Here is an 18,268-nt window from a genome sequence, read left to right on the forward strand (position 1 = left end):
TCCACGCTTGCAGGCTTTCGAGACGCGATGCCACATGTACTGATAGTCGACGACGACGCGAGTACCCGCGAGGCGCTTTCCGCCATCATCGGGGAAGACGGCCTGACGACCGCGACCGCGGGCGACTTGCGCGAAGCGCGCATTCAACTGGTCCGGCAGATGCCGGACGTCGTTTTTACGGACCTGAAGCTGCCCGACGGCAGCGGGGTCGATCTGTTCGAGGATCTCGATCCGCGCTCGGGCGTGGAAGTGATCGTGATTACCGGCCATGCGACGGTGGAATCGGCGGTCAACGCGCTGAAGATGGGCGCCACCGACTACCTCGTGAAGCCGATCAACATGCAGCGCGTGAAGGCGATTCTGTCGCGTCTGCCGCGCGCGGGCGACCTGAAGGCGGAAATCGGCACGCTGCGCGGCGAACTGCGCCGCATGGGCCGCTTCGGCCTGATGCTCGGCAATTCGCCGGCCATGCAGGAGGTCTACGACCAGATCGGCCGGGTGGCGCCGACGGCGGCCTCGGTGATGCTGGTGGGCGAGTCGGGCACCGGCAAGGAAGTCGCCGCGCAGACGCTGCACGAGCTAAGCCTGCGCCGCAAGCACGCGTTTCTCGCGGTGAATTGCGGCGCGATTTCGCCGAACCTGATCGAATCGGAAATGTTCGGTCACGAACGCGGCTCGTTCACCGGCGCGGACCGTCAGCACAAAGGCTATTTCGAGCGCGCGAACGGCGGCACGCTGTTCCTCGACGAAATCACCGAGATGCCGATCGAGTTGCAGGTGAAGCTGCTGCGCGTGCTGGAAACCGGCATGTTCATGCGGGTCGGCACGACCAAGGAAATCGAAACCGACGTGCGGCTGATCGCGGCCACCAATCGCGATCCGGAGCAGGCGGTGCTGGAAGGCAAGCTGCGGCTCGACCTTTACCATCGGTTGAACGTGTTTCCGATCAGCCTGCCGCCGCTGCGCGATCGCGGCAAGGACGTCGAACTGCTCGCGCAGGCGTTCCTCGACGAACTGAACGAGCGCCACAGCTCGAAGAAGCACTTCCCCGCCGCGGTGAAGGAAATGCTGATGTCGTACCCGTGGCCGGGCAACGTGCGCGAACTGAAGAACTACGTGCAGCGCGCGCACATCATGTCGGGCACGGATTCGGACAGCACCGCGACGGTGCCGTTGCAGATTTCGCTGTCGAAGCCCGCGGCCGGTACCGCGATCACGATCCCGTTCGGCACGTCGCTCGCCGAAGCGGATCGTCAGCTGATTCTCGCCACGCTGGAGCAGTGCGGCGGCGTGAAGACGCGTGCGGCGGAGATTCTCGGCATCAGCCTGAAGACGCTGTACAACCGCCTGGTCGAGTACGGCAACGACGCGCGTGAAGACGCCGATGCCGCCGAGGAAGCGCGTGCGCTCCGTGGCGCGGATGCCTGACGCGGCCGCGCGGCCGATCACGAGTCCGCTGCGTATCTGACGTATTGCATCGCATCGCGCCACACACGGCGCGATGCGATGTCTCCCATGCCGCGTCGCGGCGAAACCAGACCGGTATCACCGTTGCGCCCGCAACGGCACATCCAACGGCACATCCCTTGCTGCGTTCATACAAACGCAAACGAGGACTGCCGATATGCCGGATTACGCCGCTTCCACGCTTCCCCTGCCGCAGCGCGCTCACCGTCCCGAGCCGATCGAGCCGCCTTCGGCGCCTCCGATTCCGCCGCCCAGTCCCGGCGAACCCGATACCGTCCCAGGTCCCGCGCCACAACCGATCGAACCCATCGAACCGGTTGCGCCGCCGATCGGCGATCCGCCGCCGCAACCCACGCAAACGCCGCAAGCCGGTCGCCGGGCGCCGTCGCGCGCATCGCGCGTCCGGTACTAAGGCAGGCCTGTTGCCCGCCGGTTGCACACCGATTCGCCCCTGCCCACGTAATGCATACGCGGCACCGTCAGACGGCTCCGCGATTTTATGTACTTGTTACAAAGCCGGCGAATCTTTTACCGGCAAATTACCGTCGCGGTTCCTAGACTGTAGTGATGCCGCGTCGTCGAAGCGGTGGGCTTCCCCCGGAGGCATCGATCATGAGACATCCAGCACTGCGGCGTTCCGCGCGCCATTCGAAGCGCGACACCCGCCCCGGCGACAAGAACGGTCCGGCCGAGCCGCACGATCCGGCCGCGCAGAACCGAGTCGCGCCCGATACGCCCCCCGACGGCGAACACAATCAGGGCGGCGTACGCCAGGAGGGGCTGGAGTATCAGCGCGACCTCGGCTCGGAGCAGGACGCCTAGCGCGCCCAGGTCAGGCGCGCACGGCTGGCCCGGCGCATCCTGCCGGGCGTTGACGGCATTTCCGGTTTCGTCAGACAAAGCAGAAAAAATTTCTTCACGATGCGTTGGCGTCGTGTGTTTTTGCTCGCCCGTCACATTTGCATACATTTTTATTTCTGGCATCTCTAAAAACGGCACGCGACTTGCATGCACCTTTTCGGCACATATCCGACTCAACGAAACAACTGAACAGGTGGAGCTTTAACCAATGAGCAGACTGATCGTGGTATCGAATCGTGTCGCACCGACGCAGGAAGGCCGGCCCGCAGCGGGTGGCCTCGCGATCGGCGTGCTGGACGCGTTGAAGGAAACCGGCGGCGTCTGGTTCGGCTGGAGCGGCGAAACGGTGGCGGAACCGTCCGCCCCGGTGATCGAGAAGCAGGGCAATGTGACGTACGCGACCGTCGGGCTGACCAAGCGCGACTACGACCAGTACTACCGCGGTTTTTCCAACGCGACGCTGTGGCCGACCTTCCATTACCGCAACGACCTGTCGCGCTACGACCGGCAGGAATACGCGGGCTATCAGCGCGTCAACGCGACGCTCGCGAAGCAGCTCAAGGAGCTGCTCAAGCCCGACGACATCATCTGGGTGCACGACTATCATCTGCTGCCGTTCGCGCGCTGCCTGCGCGAGCTGGGCGTGAAGAACCCGATCGGCTTCTTCCTGCATATCCCGTTTCCGGTGCCGGAGGTGCTGCGCACCATTCCGCCGCACGAGGAGCTCGTCAAGGCGATGTGCAGCTACGACGTGGTCGGCTTCCAGACCGAAGCGGACCGACAGTCGTTCGTCGATTTCATCGAACGCGGCATGCACGGCACGTCGAGCGAAGACGGCATGGTGCACGCGTATAACCGCTTCCTGAAAGTGGCCGCGTATCCGATCGGGATCTATCCGGACGCGATCGCCAAGGCCGCCGAGCAGTTCACCGACCGCAAGCCGGTGCGCAGCCTGCGCGACGGCATGCGGGGCCGCAAGCTGATCATGAGCGTCGACCGGCTCGATTATTCGAAGGGGCTGGTGGAGCGCTTCCAGGCGTTCGAGCGTCTGCTGCTGAATGCGCCCGGCTGGCATGGCCGCGTGTCGCTGGTGCAGATCGCTCCGCCGACGCGCGCCGACGTGCAGACCTATCAACGCATCCGGCAGACGCTGGAAGGCGAAGCGGGCCGCATCAACGGCCGTTTCGCGCAGCTCGACTGGACGCCGATCCAGTACCTGAACCGCAAGTACGAACGCAATCTGCTGATGGCGCTGTTCCGGCAATCGCAGGTGGGCTACGTGACGCCGCTGCGCGACGGGATGAATCTGGTGGCGAAGGAATACGTGGCATCGCAGGACCCGGCCGATCCGGGCGTGCTGGTGCTGTCGCAATTCGCCGGCGCGGCCGAGCAGTTGCCGGGCGCCCTGGTCGTCAATCCGTTCGACCTGTCGCAGATGGCCGAAGCGCTGGAGCGCGCACTGTCGATGCCGCTCGCCGAGCGTCAGGCGCGGCACGCGGACATGATGGCGCCGATGCGCGAGAACAACCTGTCGGTGTGGCGCGATACGTTCCTCGGCGATCTGCGCAATGTCGCGACCGCTTCCTCGGTGACGGCCAAAGCGGTAAAGCTCGCTGACGTGACGGCATCGTCGTCGTAGCCGTCACGTCGAAACTGGATGCGCCGTGGTGGTGAGCCGTCGCCGGCTTAAGCGGCGTGAGACGAAGAAGGGCGTGGATCGCATCGTGCGGTCCACGCCCTTCGTGTTTTTGTGCGGTCGGTTGGGGTAGGCGTGTGCGGGTTGGCGGCACGCTGCCGGTCAGCGATTCAAGCGAAACCTCAAGCCGGCTGCGCGCTCGCGCGCTGTCTCACCCGCATCGTGCTCACCACCGCCGCCACTGCCGAAAAACCCGCGGCCACATACAGCGCGACGGTCGGCCCGTTCTGCGGCGCGACGCCGAAGATCAACGCGACCAGCGCCGCGCCGAGCGTCTGCCCGGTCAGGCGCGCGGTGCCCAGCATGCCGCTCGCGCCGCCGCTGCGCTCGCGCGGCGCGGACGACAGCATCGTGCGATTGTTGGGCGACTGAAAAATCCCGAAGCCCGCGCCGCACAGCGCCATGCGCCACGCGATCTGCAACGGGTCCGGATGCGCGCCGAGCGTGGCGAGCAGCAGCAGTCCGGCCGTCATCGCGGCGAGCCCGATGCCGCCGAGCCAGCCCGACGACACCTTGTCCGACAGCACGCCCGCGATCGGCGCGGCGACGATGATGACCGCCGGCCATGGCGTCATCAGCAAGCCGGTTTGTACCTGCGACAACCCCAGCGTTTCCTGCAACAGAAACGGCAGCGACACGAAGGCCAGCATCTGCGCGCAGAACGAGCACACCGACGTGCCGATCGACAGCGCGAAGATGGGAATCCTCAGCAAATCGATCGGCAGCAGCGGCGCGGATTGCGTCAACTGACGCCGCACGAAGAAGTAGCCGATCACGACCGCCGCGATCGCTTCGAGCAGCACGAAGCCGAGGCGTTCGCCGTGGCCGAGCCCATCGACGGCGAAGATCAGCAGGCCGAACACGAACGCGTTCATCACCGCGCTCAGGTAGTCGTACGGCGATTCGTGGCCGGGATTCATCGGCAGGGCCTTGAACCCGCCGACGATCGCCGCGATACCGATCGGCACGTTGATCGCGAACAGCCACGGCCACGACGCGATCGCGAGCACGCCCGACGCGATGGTCGGCCCGACCGCCGACGACACCGCCACCACCATCGCGTTGATCGCGACGCCGCGGCCGAGCTGCGCGGGCGGATAGATCATCCGCACGAGCGCGGTGTTCACGCTCATCACGCCGGCCGCGCCGAAGCCCTGCACCACGCGCGCGAGCGCGAGGGTCGGCAGCGAGTTCGACAACGCGCAGCCGAACGAGGCCACCGTGAACAGGATCAGCCCGGCCAGGTAGATGCGCCGGTAGCCGATGCGGTCGCCGAGCGATGCGAGCGGCAGCAGCGAAATGGTGATCGCCAGCTGATACGCGTTGACCACCCAGATCGAACCGGCCGCGCTCGCGTGCAGGTTACGCGCGATGGTCGGTAGCGCGACGTTGGCGATCGCACTGTCGAGCACCGCGAGCGTGAGCGCCAGCGCGATGACCAGCATCGCCCAGTAACGTTGGGGAATCGGCAGACCTTGTTCGGGGCTGTCGGCAAGCGGAGGGCGGGGGGCGTCGGCGGCTTCCTTGCGCGATGGTTGTGCGTGCATCGATTGTTAGAGTGAGTAGGCAATGAAGCGAAGAAGCCGTGACGCCGTGACGTGACGCGACGCGGCGATCGCGCGAACGGCGTACGCGCTGCTGTGTTTCGCGCGCGCCGCTCTGTTATCGGGAAGAACGGTGTCGACGCGGCGTGCGTGGCCAGGCACACGCCGCTCGACGTTGGTTACTTCAGCTCGTACAACCCGGTGTGCGTGGTCGAGTCGAGTTCGTTCAGATGCGTCATGAAGCGCGCGACCGCGTTGGTGGTTTCCGCGTCGATCGGCAGATGCGGCACCTTCAGCGCATGCAGCCGGAAGATGTAGCGATGCGTCTTGTCGCCGCGCGGCGGCGCCGCGCCGCCAAAACCCGCCGTGCCGTAGTCGTTGCGCACCTGCAATGCGCCTTGCGGCAGCAGCGAACCGTCCGCCTTGCCGGCGCCGCTCGGCAGCGAGCGCGCATCGGCGGGAATGTTGACGACCACCCAGTGCCAGAAGCCGCTGCCCGTCGGCGCATCGGGATCGTGAACGGTGAGCGCGAAGCTTTGCGTATCGGGCGGCGGCGCGTCCCAATGCAGCGCGGGCGAGACGTTCTCGCCGTCCACGCCGAACGCCTTGTCGTGATACTCGTGGGCCTTCGGCATGAAGCCGTTATTGGGGAAGTCGTCGGACCAGAGGCGGAAGTCAGCCATGATGTGTCTCCCTAGTGAGTAGTGCCGCGAAGCTCGCAGCGAGCGTCGGGACGAGCGTTTGACGGACGCCCCGGCACGCGATTCCGGCGTGGCCGCCGACGCGTTTTTTCCTACGTTTTTTGCACGTTCGTCACGCGTTCATGGTGCATTGCCGACGCGTCGTTCGAGCGTGTTTTTTGCGACTCGCGCGCACGCGGCATGGCCATGAATCAGCCAATCGAGTGTATCACCAGCGGCCGCGCGATTCCTTCGAAACGGGCACACGACGCATCGAGGAAGGCCACACTACAGGCGGCTTTCAGCCGCGTTCCTCGAAGCTCGGCGCGTCGCTTTTCAGCCAGTCGACGAGCCGCTGCAACACGCCCGCGATGTCCCGATTGGCGCCTCGCAAAGCGCATTCCCAGACCACCGCGACGCGCCATCCACCGGCGAGCAAGGCGGCGTGGACCCTGGCGTCGTTGGCGCGGTTGCGGCCGATCTTCTCGCGCCAGAACTCCGGGCGCGTCTGCGGCCACTTGAACAGACGACAGTCGTGGCCATGCCAGAAACAGCCATGCACGAGCACCACCGCGCGATAGCGCGGCAGCACGATGTCCGGCCGGCCTGGCAGATCGCGCGCATCGAGCCGGAAGCGAAAGCCCTCGCGATGCAGCAGGCTGCGGATCAGGATTTCGGGTTTGGTGTTGCGGCCGCGGATGCCGGACATCATCCGGCTGCGCGTCGCGCTATCGACGACGTCGACCATGGTCAGCGGCCACGCTGGAGAAGCCGGCAACGCGCCGGCCGCCGATCGCATGGTTCACGGCGCTCGGATTGGTCGAGCGCCGCAAGCCGCTCAAGCCGCTCATGCAACTCGATCCACTCGAGCCGTTCAGCCGTACAGCGACAAAGTTCGCTTCGAACCACGGGGCGCCTCCTCGGCGAGCAACGTTTGCACATGCGGCAGCATGATGCGGGCCACTTCCCGCATCACCGGCATCACGACGCTGTTGCCGAATTGCCGGTAAGCCTGGGTGTCGCTGACGGGAATCCGGAAGGTGTCGGGAAAGCCCATCAAGCGCGCGCATTCGCGTGGCGTGAGGCGGCGCGGTCGCTGCGCTTCGCCCTGATAGACGAGGATCTCGCTGCCGTCCTTGTGATACCGCGCCGACAGCGTGCGCGTGACGCTCTCCGGATAGGCCATGCCGAACCCGAACCCGTTGCCCGCCGCGCGATGCTTCTCCGCGTAGTTCTGCAGATAGGTCCACAGGTTCGAGGTGAGCGTGTACTTCGGCTGCACGCGTCTCGCGGCGTGATCGAAGAAGCGGTCGTGATCCCACGGCAGCACCGGTTCGCTGCCGTCCGTGCGATGCAGGATCGCGCCGAGGCGCGGACCGTGTTGCGGCAGACGCAGGTCGTCCCACGAAAACGAAGTCTCGCCGCGAAAGCCGACGATGATGATCCGCTCGCGATGCTGCGGCGTGAAATGCTGGCCGTCGATCACGCGATAGTGCACTTCGTAGCCGAGTTCGTCGCGCAGGGTTTGCAGGATCACGTCGAAGGTGCGGCCCTTGTCGTGCGACAGCAGATTCTTCACGTTCTCCAGCAGGAACGCGGCGGGACGCTTGGCCGCGATGATCCGCGCGACGTCGAAAAATAGCGTGCCCTGCGTGGTGCATTCGAAACCGTGCGGCCGCCCGAGCGCGTTTTTCTTGCTGACGCCCGCGATCGAGAACGGCTGGCAGGGGAAGCCGCCAAGCAGCACATCGTGGCTCGGCACGTCCTCGGCGGGAAACGAGACGATGTCGCCAATCAGTTGATGCCCGGCGCCGCCCGGATGATTCTCGCGATAGGTGCGGGTCGAAAAATCGTTCCACTCGCTGGTGAACACGCATTCGCCGCCGTGCGCCTCGAAACCCATGCGAATGCCGCCGATCCCGGCGAACAGATCGATGAAGCGGAACTGCGCGCCGTCCGCGCCGCCCTCGCGGTTCGCCGGCCGCGGGCTGGCGTGCAGCAGATCGCGCAGCGCGGGTTCGAGCATCGCGGGACAGGGCGTCGTGCCTTTTTCCCAGCGGCGTACCGTCTTGATGTCCTTGCCGACGTGCGCGGCGATTTCACGTTGAGTAAAGCGGGCGCGCGCCTGTCGGAGCAGTGCAAGCGGGGCGGCGAGGGTCACGGAAGTCCTTGCTGGGAATTTTTGCGGACATTATGACCTAAGGTCGTCCCTTTTTTCCGAGGATCGTGTGCGAATAGATGGAAATTTTTCGCGGTAGTTAATGCGCATTGGCTAAACGCGAATGTCACAGTTGCGCGTGTACGCTTGTCGGGCGACGCCAAATCCCTGCGTTGCGACGTGTTGTGGCCGCGATCAGGTTCGCGGCCATTTTTTTGTCCGGGCAGGGACTGCGATGTGCGTTTTCGCCCGTTTGCCGGGTGATGCGCTTACGCGGGGCGAACGGCGTCGGCGGTGAAGGGCGGCGGGATCAGCGCGGCGACGGCCGGCGTGAGCGCGTCCCAAGGCAGTTGCGATTCGAGCGCGAACTGGTCGAGCTGCAGCAGCAGGCTGTCCACCGAGCACAGCTGCGCATGGGAAAGATTGCCGGTGTCGAGCAAAGCGTACAGACGCTTGCGCCAATACGCGGGCGGCAGGATCGGACCGCCCAGATCGCCGTGTAATGCAAGCCGCATCGCGCGCGCGATGTGCGCGATGTCCCGGTCGACCAGTGCAGCCTGCGACGACCCCGTCAGCGTGATGAATGTGCGGTCCATGGCACCTCCCTGTGCAGCATTACGGCAGGGCGTGGCGGGACTTTAGGGGTGGCGCTGATTATTTTTTGGGCAATGGCGGCGCCGATGCGGCAGCGTCGAACCGACGGCGCGAGCGGAGTCGAATTGCGTCGGGCACACCCGTTGCTCGATAAGGATACTGGCGTAATCTCGCGCTGGCATTCCAGATAGGGAGCCGAACATGAACAAGGACCAGGTAAAGGGTGTGGGCGAGCAGATCAAGGGTAAGGTCAACGAAGCGGTCGGCAAGGCCACCAACAATCCGGGCAAGGAGCTGAAGGGCGACCTGCAGCAAGGCGCGGGCAAGGTGCAGAAGGCCTACGGCGACGCGAAGGAAGACGCCAAGGACAATGCCAAGCGCAATGCGCCGTAACCCGGTCGACGCTTGACGACCTCGGTCGATGAAGAAGAAAAGGCGCTGCGGCGCCTTTTCTTTTTGGCCGTCGCGTGGCCAGCCTGGCGGATTTCGCCTGGGACTAACCCGGGGTGCGCGCGGCCGACGCTCCGCATGGGGTGTGTCGCCTTTAGACTGGGCGGACGCAACCCGGAGAGTGCGCCCATGACACCCGAAAAATTGCTTTCGATGTTCGAGCGGCAGTATCTGGAAGGCAAGGCCCCGGTCGATCTCGAACAGACCTGCGCGATGTACGCATCGTGGCTTGCGGCAGCGTGGGAGCTGCTGGACGGCGAGCAGAAAACCCTGCTGCTGACGGTCGGCGCGGCCTTGTGGCGCGAAGGCTATAACCTGCGCGCCGGCACCGCGACCAAGGATCTATGGTGAGGTAGGGGCGCTAGCGCACGCGTCGCGCCGAGTCGGTTTATATTGGGCGCTCTCGTTGGACGAGCCCTGCTTGCGCGCATCGCGGCGAGCGCTCGTTCGCGCCATCGACGCGCCTGTTCGCGTCGCCCGACACTCCCACAGACTGACACGATCACATGACCGATCTCTCCGTTTTCCCGATCACGAAGAAATGGCCCGCTGCGCATCCGGAGCGGATCCAGCTCTATTCGCTGCCCACGCCGAACGGCGTGAAAGTGTCGATCATGCTCGAGGAAACCGGCTTGCCTTACGAGCCGCATCTCGTACGCTTCGATACCAACGACCAGATGTCGCCGGAATTTCTGTCGCTCAATCCGAACAACAAGATCCCGGCGATCATCGATCCGAACGGACCCGACGGCAAGCCGCTAGCGCTGTTCGAATCGGGCGCGATCCTGGTGTACCTGGCCGACAAAAGCGGCCAGCTGATTCCGCGTGACGCCGCCGGCCGCTACGAAGCGCTTCAGTGGGTGATGTTCCAGATGGGCGGCATTGGCCCGATGTTCGGCCAGCTCGGCTTCTTCCATAAGTTCGCCGGCAAGGAGTACGAGGACAAGCGTCCGCGCGACCGCTACGTCGGCGAATCGAAGCGGCTGCTCGGCGTGCTCGACAAGCAGCTCGAGGGGCGCGACTGGATTCTCGGCGACCAGTATTCGATCGCGGATATCGCGACTTTCCCGTGGGTGCGCAATCTGATCGGCTTCTACGAAGCGGGCGAACTGGTGGGCATCGACGACTTCGCGAACGTGAAGCGCGTGCTCGCGGCGTTCGTCGCGCGTCCGGCGGTGGCGAAGGGGCTGGATATTCCGAAGCGGCCGGCTTGAACGCTGGATAGAGGTCGCTGACGTCTGGGGTTCAATGGCTTTGAGCGTATGAACCCTGAGCGTCGCTGCGGACGGTTGGACTAGCCTGGACTTGCCAGGATTCGCCTGAATTCGCCAGGGTGCAACGCCCGGCAGTGAAGACAGCGCGGCGAAACTATCTACCGTCCGCGATAGTGCCGCGCCATGTGGTCCACCAAGGCTCGCACCTTGGGCGCCACATAGCGCGTCTGCGGATACAGCGCGTAGTAATGCCGGCTGCCGAGCGTGCAGCCGGGCAGCACCTGGATCAGACGGCCGCTGTCGAGGTCCGTCCGGACCGTCTGCCGCGTGAATGCGGCAATCCCCGACCCCGCCAGCGTGGCCGCATACAGTGCGGTGATCGCATCCGTTCTCAAACGGTTACGCGGGATCGCGACGCGGGTCGGCTCGCCGTGTTCGGGCGTCAGCAGCCACTCGTTCGTTTCCAGTGCGCCGGTGAAGGTCAGCAACGCGTGTTCGACAAGTTGTCCGGCTTGTTGCGGCAATCCGCACCGTGCGAGATAGGCGGGCGATGCGACCAGCACCACGTCCGAGACGGTCAGCGTCTTCGCGATCAGCGTCGTATCGGCCAGCGGTCCGCTGATGCGCAATGCGACGTCGAAGCCCTCGGCGATCAGATCGACGAACTGGTCGCTGCACGACAGGTCGAGCTGGATGTCGGGATAGCGCTGCTGAAAGCCGGGCAGCCAGTCCGCCAGTTCGAGCGTGCCGATCGCGAGCGGCGCGCTCACGCGCAGCAGGCCGGCGGCTTCTTCCTGTTCGCTTAGCATCGCCTGCGCGGCCGCCTCCACGCGTTCGAGAATGTCGACGCTCGCCTTGTAGTAGCGCTCGCCCGCGGCGGTCAGCGTGAGGCGCCGCGTGTTGCGGTTCAGCAGTTGCACGCCGAGCGCGACTTCGAGCTGCTTCAGTTGACGCGACACGCGCGAATGCGTGGTGTCGAGCCGTTCGGCTGCGGCCGAAAAACCTTGCGCCTCGACGATGCAACGGAAGGCGCGCATTGCTAGCAACTGATCCATGAGCGAAAGCTTGAGGCGGTGGCAGGCTCGCCGGTCTGGCGCGGGCGGGTGACTTCGTGTGGTTTGGGTGGTTCGGCTTTGTGGCGGCCGATGCTATCACGAGGTGATCGATGCATCGGCCGGAGGCAGGGGCGACTGTGAGTGTCTATGGTGCGGTTTGCGCGTGCGCGTGCGCGTGGTGTGCTTATCGTGCGCTCGTCGTGTGCTTATCGTGCTGTCACGCGACCGCTAGCGACAGCACATCCTGCGTGCTCATCACCGATCCAAACGTATCCGCGATCCCAGCCAGCGCAGCGCGATGCAACGCGTCGCGATCGACATGCAAGTCGCCGTGAACGACGATGTCGCGGGTCGCGCACGCGTCGTCGGCGACGATCACCTCGAAGCCTGCCGGCGCCGCGTCGCGCGCCGCGCCGGCGACGCACGCGTGCGTCATCAACCCGCAGATCACGAGATGCGTGATGCCGTCGGCCTGCAGCGTTCGCGCGAGATCCGTGCTCGCGAACACGCTGACCGTGTCCTTCTCGACCGTCCGATGGGACGGCTTCGGCTGGATGTCGAGATGAATGCGGGCGTTATCGCTGTCGACGGCGAAGAGCGGCGAACCGGCCGGCGCGATGTGCCGCACGTGGACCACGCGCCAGCCATGTCGATCGGCGTGGTCGACGAGCGCGCGCGCCTGTTGCAATGCCACCGTGCCGCCGGGAATCGGCAGCGAGCCGGTGAAGTATTCGTTCTGGAAATCGATCACGAGCAACGCGGTCGCGCGAGCGGGCAGCGATGTGGGCGCGGCGGCGCCGAGAATGTGTCGAAGGGTTTGCGTGGACATACGGTTCCTTTCCTGAGGGTTCGCAAGGGCTGCGGGAGTGGAAAGGAACCGAGTCTAGGGTGGGCGAGATGCGGGAACAACGCCGTTCGCGGGACAAAACCTGTGCGCGATCGGCACAGGTCCGGGTGCGATATTTCGCTCGCGCGAAACCTTAATTGCTAATGCAGCAGACGCCGATCGAATAACCGCCGACCGTCGGTTGCTTGCTCCAGCTAGCGCAGCCGCTCAACATCAAAGCGACGCACAGGACGGCGATTTTCATGGTGTCTCCCCCGATGAGTGAAACCGGATTGTAACCTTCGGTGGCACGCGAAACGGGGAAGACAAAGGCGCGCTCATTACATTAATGCGGAATGCATGTGATGCGCCAATGTGTCGTCGACTTTCTAGATTTCATGCGAAGGCCACTTCGCCCTTCCGTTCGAATCCAGTGACGTTTTCTCCGCTTGCGGATTGGCGGACGGAATGGTCGCGAGGTTGCCGAAATGATGCGGGGCCACGACCATCTCCGACAGTTTCGCGCTCGACTCGAGGCCGGCGGCGCTGGTGTCGTCGGCCGCCAGGCGTTTGTCGTGATTCGGATCGCCGCTGGACGATTCGACGCCCCACGCAACGTCCTTCTGGTGCCGCATGCCCTCGGTGTTTTTCGCGTAGACGCGCACCACCTGCTCGACCCCCTGGTCGCCATCGTAGGGCTTGGCTTTACCCGATCGCATGTCGACTTGATCGGGGTCGTGCGCGGCTGAATCGGCGTAGTCCTGCGCGTAATTCGGATGCTTCGCGACATAGAAGCCGTGACCTTTGTCCGTGCCGCCGCCCGAGCCGATTTTGGCGGGGTCCATGCCGTCGAGCATGGCGTCGCTGCCGAGTTTGTTCGTGCCGTGATAGCCCATGAATTTGTAGCCGTCCTGCACGAGCGCGGCATGTGCGTTCGCGACTTTTTCGGGTGTCGCGCCGGCCTTCAGGTTCGCCTTCATGTGCGCAATCGCATTGGGCGTCGAGGGAGCGAGGCCGGCATGCAGGTCTTCCGCCTCCTTTGCCTTGGGCTTCGTTTGTCCTCCGACGGTGATGGTCGGAATCCGTGGTTTCGACGCGACCGTGGGCACGCCGGGTTGGTGGCGCTGGTTGCGTAGATCGAGCAGGCCGGACAGTTGTCCATCCGCGTAGCCGGATTTGTCCTGAAACGTGTTGCGTTCAAGGCCGTACTGGCTGCGCAGTTCGGCGGGGCTTCGATGCTCGGCCGCGGTGCCTTCCGTGGAAGCGGATGGGTGTGCGTTGGTATTGGGAGAGATTTTCAAGGTGCACCTCCGGGCCGTGCGTCGACCGTCGATAAGAGGCTTTTGATCCTACGGGCGTCGCGGCGGCGAGGCTGCGCGGGATGCGAAGCGCGCTCGCGTGACGCGAAGCGTTTTGGCCGGGATGGATCGGAAGTGCTTCGGCTATGCTGGCGGTTTCGCCAACCTCCAGGAGTATTCGCATGAAACAGGCACACGGATCGATGGTTACTTTTAATCGTCCAGACGGGCAGGCTGTGCAGGGTTATCTGGCCAGGCCGCAAAAACTGGAAGGCGCACCCGCGGTTGTCGTGATTCAGGAGTGGTGGGGTTTGAACGATCAGATTCGGGGCGTCGCGGACCGGCTTGCACGGTCGGGCTATCTCGCGCTGGTGCCGGATCTGTATCGCGGCAAATCGACTGTCGAAGAGGAAGAGGCTCATCACCTGATGAGCGGGCTGAATTTCGGCGATGCCGCCACGCAGGACGTGAGCGGCGCGCTCGCGTATCTGAAGCAGCAGGCGGATAAGGTCGCGGTGATGGGCTATTGCATGGGCGGCGCGTTGACCTTGCTCGCGCTGTCGAATCTTCCGGAGGTGGCGGCCGGTGTGGTGTGGTACGGCTTCCCGCCGCTGGAATATATCGATGCATCGAAGATCAAGGCGCCGGTGCTCGGTCACTGGGCCACGCAGGACGCGTTCTTCGCGATCGAGACGGTCGATGCGCTGGAGAAGAAGTTGAACGAAGCGCAGGTCGATGTCGAGTTTCATCGCTATCTCGCGCATCACGCATTTGCGAATGAAGATGCTGCCGGTCCGGGCCGTATTCCGCGCACGCAGTTCGATCCGGCGTGGGCGCAACAGGCGTGGGATCGCACGCTGACTTTCCTGGGCCGGACGATGTGGAAGTGATGGGGAGGCTGGCGGGGTAGTTCGCTGATGGGCTGCTGCTCGCCGTGCTTCCTGGCATCAAAAGAAAAACCCCGCCGGGCAAGCCTTGGCGGGGTTTCGGAGACTGCGCCGGACGGAAAGCTGGAACCGTTCTTGGTCCCCCTGACAGGAATCGAACCTGTATCTAGCGCTTAGGAGGCACTTGTTCTATCCATTGAACTACAGGGAGATGGATATGGGCAATGGGAGCATCGGAGCCTTGCAGCTGTTGGCTTCCGCCTTGTCCTGTGGGCGTTTCCGGCTTTTCTGCTCCACCCTAAATGAAGCGCCGTGACAGCCTGTGAACCCCAGTTTATAGCAGTCAGTGCTACACTTTTGCTACAAATCGACCTTGTAGCAACTCGGAGTGATCTGGTACTGCTACAGTTTCCGGACGGGGTAAAATATGGCTTCAATCCTGCCAGTCGGCAGTCGCTGGCGTGCCCAAGTACGCAAGCGAGGGCAGAGTATAGCAAAAACGTTCAAAACCAAAGGCGCTGCCGAGGCTTGGGCGCGAGCAAAAGAAGTAGAGATCGACAACGGCCAAAACGCTGTCGACGTGGCCAACGTCAAGCTCGGCGAACTCGTCACGAAATACCGGTCGGCCCGTGAGGAGTCGGGTCGACCTGTCAAATCGAAGTCAAACGAGGACTACATCCTGCAGCGTCTGCACGATGAGTTTGAAAGTGACTTTGCCGCGAAGCTCACCACGCAGCGCATCGTCGCGTTTGCGCAGAAGCGCAAGAAAGCGGGGGCAGGTGGCTTCACCGTGGACATGGATATCTCCAAGCTTGGCACTGTCATGCGACACATGGGCTCATTGCTCGGCCTGACGTTACCCGATGCCGCCGGCACTGCGCGGCCGACACTCCATCACCTGAACCTGATTGAGGCGGGCAAGCGCCGAGAGCGCCGGCCTTCCCCGGATGAAATCGAGAAGATTTTCGCGTGGTTCACCGAGCATCCAGAACGCCAGCAGGCGATGCCGGATCTGCTACGCGTTGCGATGCAGTGCGCGTTCCGGCGTGGCGAGTTGTTCAACCTGCGTTGGGACGACATTGACGCTGAGAATCATCTGGCACTGGTGCGTGACCGTAAGCATCCCCGTCAGAAGATTGGCAACAACGAATGGATCCCGCTGATCGGGGACTCGTTCGAGGTCATTATGCGCCAGCCGCGGTATCCGGTGCCAGACGTCTATGTGGAAATGCGCAAGGCTGATTCCGCTCTGCCGCCCCATAAGAACGAGTATATTTTCCGGTTCGACAAGGGCACGGCGAGCAAGTATTTCAAGCAGGCGTGCGACGCGAAAGGTATCGTCGATCTGCACTTTCACGATCTGCGTCACGAAGCAACTAGTGCCCTGTTTGAAGCGGGCTGGCAGATTCCAGAAGTGGCCGCCGTCACAGGACATAAGGACTGGCGCAACCTGAAGCGTTACACCAACCTCGACCCGGCACAGGTCGCGAGGAAAGGGCGCCTCAAGCTTGTAAAGACCGCCTAGGCTTGTAGGTCGCCATCGGGAGTCAATTCGACGCCCCAGCGTTTGACCCGGAGTTCGTTCACAGTGGATTCGCGGCCAATGGCTTTTAACGTCGAAATCATTGTCTGGCGGATCGCTTCGTTTTCCTCGTCTGTGCCACGTGCGCGCATGATTCCCTCAACAAGGCGATCTAACATCGGCCCTTGATGCTGCTTAAGTAATGCGATCATTTCAGCAGAACTAGCGGCTGCGAGAGTCGGCGGAATCGCCTCGTCCCAATGCTCGTTTTCGATGATCATTTCAGCTGCATTCTGCAGTGTGAATTCGCGGCGACTATCGCGCAGTTCCTCAAGACATCGCTGCCTGAACCGGGCGTCATCCACATTGCCCATTCTGCTCTCGTGATCGATGTCAAAGACCTTCGGCGTTGCTCTTCGTTGCTGAATATAGGATTCAATTGCGGCATCCGCTTCGTCGTTGTATCCGAGCTCTCTCATCAGTCTTACAGTGGAATTCAGATTCACCGGCGAGATCACTATCGCAGCCTCGTCGATTGCATCGCACCACGCTTTGACCAAGTCTCCTGCGCTCACGTCCAGTCTGTTGTGAAACAGATTCCAGGCAGCATTGAAGGTGGCGTTCATTTCGTCACGTCGGGCGATTGCATCGAGTGCGGCTGCCTGATCTTCAGCACCGGAACCGGCAAGATAGCCGGATTCCATCGCAGTCAAAATCGCTTTGTCAAACTCGTCAGCGTTCGTAAAATCGCAGCGATCTAGCAGCGTCATCCAATACGGATCCGGCTCTGCTTCCCGACGATTCCCGTTGACTCGTTCAAATGCACGAAGGAGCGAGTTGTATTTCAGAATTTCCTTACCTGCAGGGAAGCCTCGACCACGTTCGTACAACGCAGCTGCGAATATGCACACGGACACGACCAGTTGTTTTTTGAGGGCGTCTGACCGCCTGTCGACTACCGGGAAAAGCAACTTTAGGCTACGTTCAATTTTTTTGATTACACGGATGTTTGAAAACTCTAGGCGTTCAATATAGTCAAGAGCAAGGTCGCGTAAGGGAGTATTTTCCGAACATCCTAGTCGCGCTGCTTCAGCGGGTGTCAGTGCAAACAGAAGCTTTTGGTCAATTACCTTTTCGCTGTAGCGCTCGAAATCATCCTTGCTGTCGCCAAGACGGTCTTCGTTCAAAACCAAAATAACTTTACAGCCACTTTGTTCCTTCAGTTCTGACACAAGCCCCATTAGATCCTGAAGGGCAATGTTCTTGCTTAGGCGTTCAATGTCGTCTAGACAAACTAGCGTATCTTTGACGAATGCGCCCGCAATTGTCTCCGCAGCGACGACGACGTTGCCTATTCCAAATGTCTTGAACTCGCGGAACTGGTTCAGCAGGTCCCGGAAGGGCATGCGCTTCGCTACCTTTTCACGCCGCGATTCGTCGGTTTCGTCTGCAAACGGCAGGCTGCGCCGTCCAGTCAGGATTGCGGTGCGCACTGCTGCAATCGATTGAGTCCCGAACAGGGAAACGTAGGAGTAGTGCTTGAGCGATCGCTTGCCGTCGTAGCCAGCAATAATTTTGCGTATTGCATACGTTTTTCCTACGCCCCAAGGGCCTGTTACGGCGAGGACTTCCGGAACCGGCGAATCGATGAAATCGACAACAACGCTCTCTACATGCTCTCGCGACATGTTCTACCCCGGATATGAATGCAAATCGACTGCGCTAGGACGGTCGGAACGGATGCACACTATACCCACTTTGCCGGACGCGGCTGAGGCCACATTATCGGGGGCAAAGGTTTCTTGCCTTCTCAGACATAGCATCGAGGTATTCGGCAACGGCGTCGTATGGCGCGTAGCGCGCCGCACCCTCCTTGTATGTGGGTATTGGAAACGTCTCAGCGCTGACCTGATTGCGAATTGTGCCTTCGGACATTGCGAGGAGTGTCGCGAGTTGCGCCATAGTCAGCCGCACGCCGAAGCGTTCCAGAATGAATGCGCGGGTGAGAAGACCCAT

General features: G+C 62.8%; 19 protein-coding genes and 1 tRNA gene. 9 read left to right on the top strand and 11 right to left on the bottom strand.

Going from position 1 to position 18,268, the window contains the following annotated elements; translation table 11 throughout:
• Positions 1-27: 27 nt before the first annotated feature.
• The 4 genes from LFL96_RS04700 (at position 28) to otsA (ending at position 3,967) form a co-directional block, all read left to right on the top strand.
• Entirely contained in the window at positions 28-1,428 is a 1,401-nt protein-coding gene (locus tag LFL96_RS04700; RefSeq protein WP_280998585.1) for a sigma-54 dependent transcriptional regulator, read from the top strand.
• 196 nt (positions 1,429-1,624) lie between these two features.
• A complete protein-coding gene (locus LFL96_RS04705; protein ID WP_280998587.1) occupies positions 1,625-1,879 on the top strand; it encodes a hypothetical protein in 255 nt (84 codons plus the stop codon).
• Between the two features lie 200 nt (positions 1,880-2,079).
• Positions 2,080-2,289: a hypothetical protein gene (locus LFL96_RS04710; RefSeq protein WP_280998589.1), complete on the top strand. Its 210-nt coding sequence runs from the start codon at positions 2,080-2,082 to the stop codon at positions 2,287-2,289.
• 247 nt (positions 2,290-2,536) lie between these two features.
• Positions 2,537-3,967, top strand: a complete 1,431-nt coding sequence (gene otsA / locus LFL96_RS04715) for an alpha,alpha-trehalose-phosphate synthase (UDP-forming) (protein ID WP_280998591.1) — start codon at positions 2,537-2,539, stop codon at positions 3,965-3,967.
• Positions 3,968-4,146: 179 nt separating this feature from the next.
• On the opposite strand, the gene LFL96_RS04720 is transcribed toward otsA, so the two are convergent.
• The 5 genes from LFL96_RS04720 to LFL96_RS04740 form a co-directional block, all read right to left on the bottom strand.
• On the bottom strand, positions 4,147-5,571 hold the full coding sequence (locus tag LFL96_RS04720) for an MFS transporter (protein WP_280998593.1): 1,425 nt from the start codon (positions 5,569-5,571) through the stop codon (positions 4,147-4,149).
• Positions 5,572-5,747: 176 nt separating this feature from the next.
• On the bottom strand, positions 5,748-6,251 hold the full coding sequence (locus tag LFL96_RS04725; RefSeq protein ID WP_280998595.1) for a YbhB/YbcL family Raf kinase inhibitor-like protein: 504 nt from the start codon (positions 6,249-6,251) through the stop codon (positions 5,748-5,750).
• A gap of 298 nt (positions 6,252-6,549) precedes the next feature.
• Entirely contained in the window at positions 6,550-6,996 is a 447-nt protein-coding gene (gene vsr / locus LFL96_RS04730; protein ID WP_281000563.1) for a DNA mismatch endonuclease Vsr, read from the bottom strand.
• Between the two features lie 126 nt (positions 6,997-7,122).
• Positions 7,123-8,409: a DNA (cytosine-5-)-methyltransferase gene (gene dcm / locus LFL96_RS04735; RefSeq protein ID WP_280998597.1), complete on the bottom strand. Its 1,287-nt coding sequence runs from the start codon at positions 8,407-8,409 to the stop codon at positions 7,123-7,125.
• Between the two features lie 266 nt (positions 8,410-8,675).
• The gene (locus tag LFL96_RS04740) at positions 8,676-9,002 is read right to left on the bottom strand and encodes a hypothetical protein (protein ID WP_280998598.1); all 327 of its coding nucleotides are present in this window, start codon (positions 9,000-9,002) and stop codon (positions 8,676-8,678) included.
• A 199-nt stretch (positions 9,003-9,201) separates the two neighbouring features.
• Between LFL96_RS04740 and LFL96_RS04745 the strand changes: the two genes are divergently transcribed.
• From LFL96_RS04745 to LFL96_RS04755, 3 genes are all read left to right on the top strand, one after another.
• Positions 9,202-9,393 (top strand): CsbD family protein, encoded by a 192-nt coding sequence (locus LFL96_RS04745; RefSeq protein ID WP_035552219.1) that lies wholly within the window; start codon positions 9,202-9,204, stop codon positions 9,391-9,393.
• 186 nt (positions 9,394-9,579) lie between these two features.
• Complete coding sequence (locus tag LFL96_RS04750; protein WP_280998605.1) at positions 9,580-9,801, top strand: hypothetical protein; 222 nt, start codon at positions 9,580-9,582, stop codon at positions 9,799-9,801.
• Positions 9,802-9,956: 155 nt separating this feature from the next.
• Positions 9,957-10,664, top strand: a complete 708-nt coding sequence (locus LFL96_RS04755) for a glutathione S-transferase N-terminal domain-containing protein (RefSeq protein WP_280998606.1) — start codon at positions 9,957-9,959, stop codon at positions 10,662-10,664.
• Between the two features lie 158 nt (positions 10,665-10,822).
• Here the strand turns inward: LFL96_RS04755 and LFL96_RS04760 are convergent, their stop codons facing one another.
• The 3 genes from LFL96_RS04760 to LFL96_RS04770 all read right to left on the bottom strand — a co-directional run bounded on the left by LFL96_RS04760 (position 10,823) and on the right by LFL96_RS04770 (position 13,846).
• Positions 10,823-11,719 (bottom strand): LysR family transcriptional regulator, encoded by an 897-nt coding sequence (locus LFL96_RS04760; RefSeq protein ID WP_280998631.1) that lies wholly within the window; start codon positions 11,717-11,719, stop codon positions 10,823-10,825.
• A gap of 217 nt (positions 11,720-11,936) precedes the next feature.
• Complete coding sequence (locus LFL96_RS04765; protein ID WP_280998633.1) at positions 11,937-12,548, bottom strand: isochorismatase family protein; 612 nt, start codon at positions 12,546-12,548, stop codon at positions 11,937-11,939.
• 386 nt (positions 12,549-12,934) lie between these two features.
• Positions 12,935-13,846, bottom strand: coding sequence for a hypothetical protein (locus tag LFL96_RS04770; RefSeq protein WP_280998635.1), 912 nt, complete (start codon positions 13,844-13,846; stop codon positions 12,935-12,937).
• Between the two features lie 179 nt (positions 13,847-14,025).
• Between LFL96_RS04770 and LFL96_RS04775 the strand changes: the two genes are divergently transcribed.
• Positions 14,026-14,733 carry a dienelactone hydrolase family protein gene (locus LFL96_RS04775; protein ID WP_280998637.1) on the top strand — a complete coding sequence of 236 codons (708 nt, stop codon included), beginning with the start codon at positions 14,026-14,028 and terminating at the stop codon, positions 14,731-14,733.
• A gap of 133 nt (positions 14,734-14,866) precedes the next feature.
• Here the strand turns inward: LFL96_RS04775 and LFL96_RS04780 are convergent.
• Positions 14,867-14,941 (bottom strand) — tRNA-Arg (locus LFL96_RS04780).
• 216 nt (positions 14,942-15,157) lie between these two features.
• Between LFL96_RS04780 and LFL96_RS04785 the strand changes: the two genes are divergently transcribed.
• Positions 15,158-16,255 (top strand): site-specific integrase, encoded by a 1,098-nt coding sequence (locus LFL96_RS04785; RefSeq protein WP_280998639.1) that lies wholly within the window; start codon positions 15,158-15,160, stop codon positions 16,253-16,255.
• Here the strand turns inward: LFL96_RS04785 and LFL96_RS04790 are convergent.
• Complete coding sequence (locus tag LFL96_RS04790; protein ID WP_280998641.1) at positions 16,252-17,940, bottom strand: hypothetical protein; 1,689 nt, start codon at positions 17,938-17,940, stop codon at positions 16,252-16,254. The genes LFL96_RS04785 and LFL96_RS04790 overlap by 4 nt on opposite strands.
• A gap of 94 nt (positions 17,941-18,034) precedes the next feature.
• Positions 18,035-18,268 carry a hypothetical protein gene (locus LFL96_RS04795; RefSeq protein ID WP_280998643.1) on the bottom strand — a complete coding sequence of 78 codons (234 nt, stop codon included), beginning with the start codon at positions 18,266-18,268 and terminating at the stop codon, positions 18,035-18,037.

Origin of the sequence: Paraburkholderia sp. D15, assembly GCF_029910215.1 — a bacterium.
Lineage (GTDB): Bacteria > Pseudomonadota > Gammaproteobacteria > Burkholderiales > Burkholderiaceae > Paraburkholderia.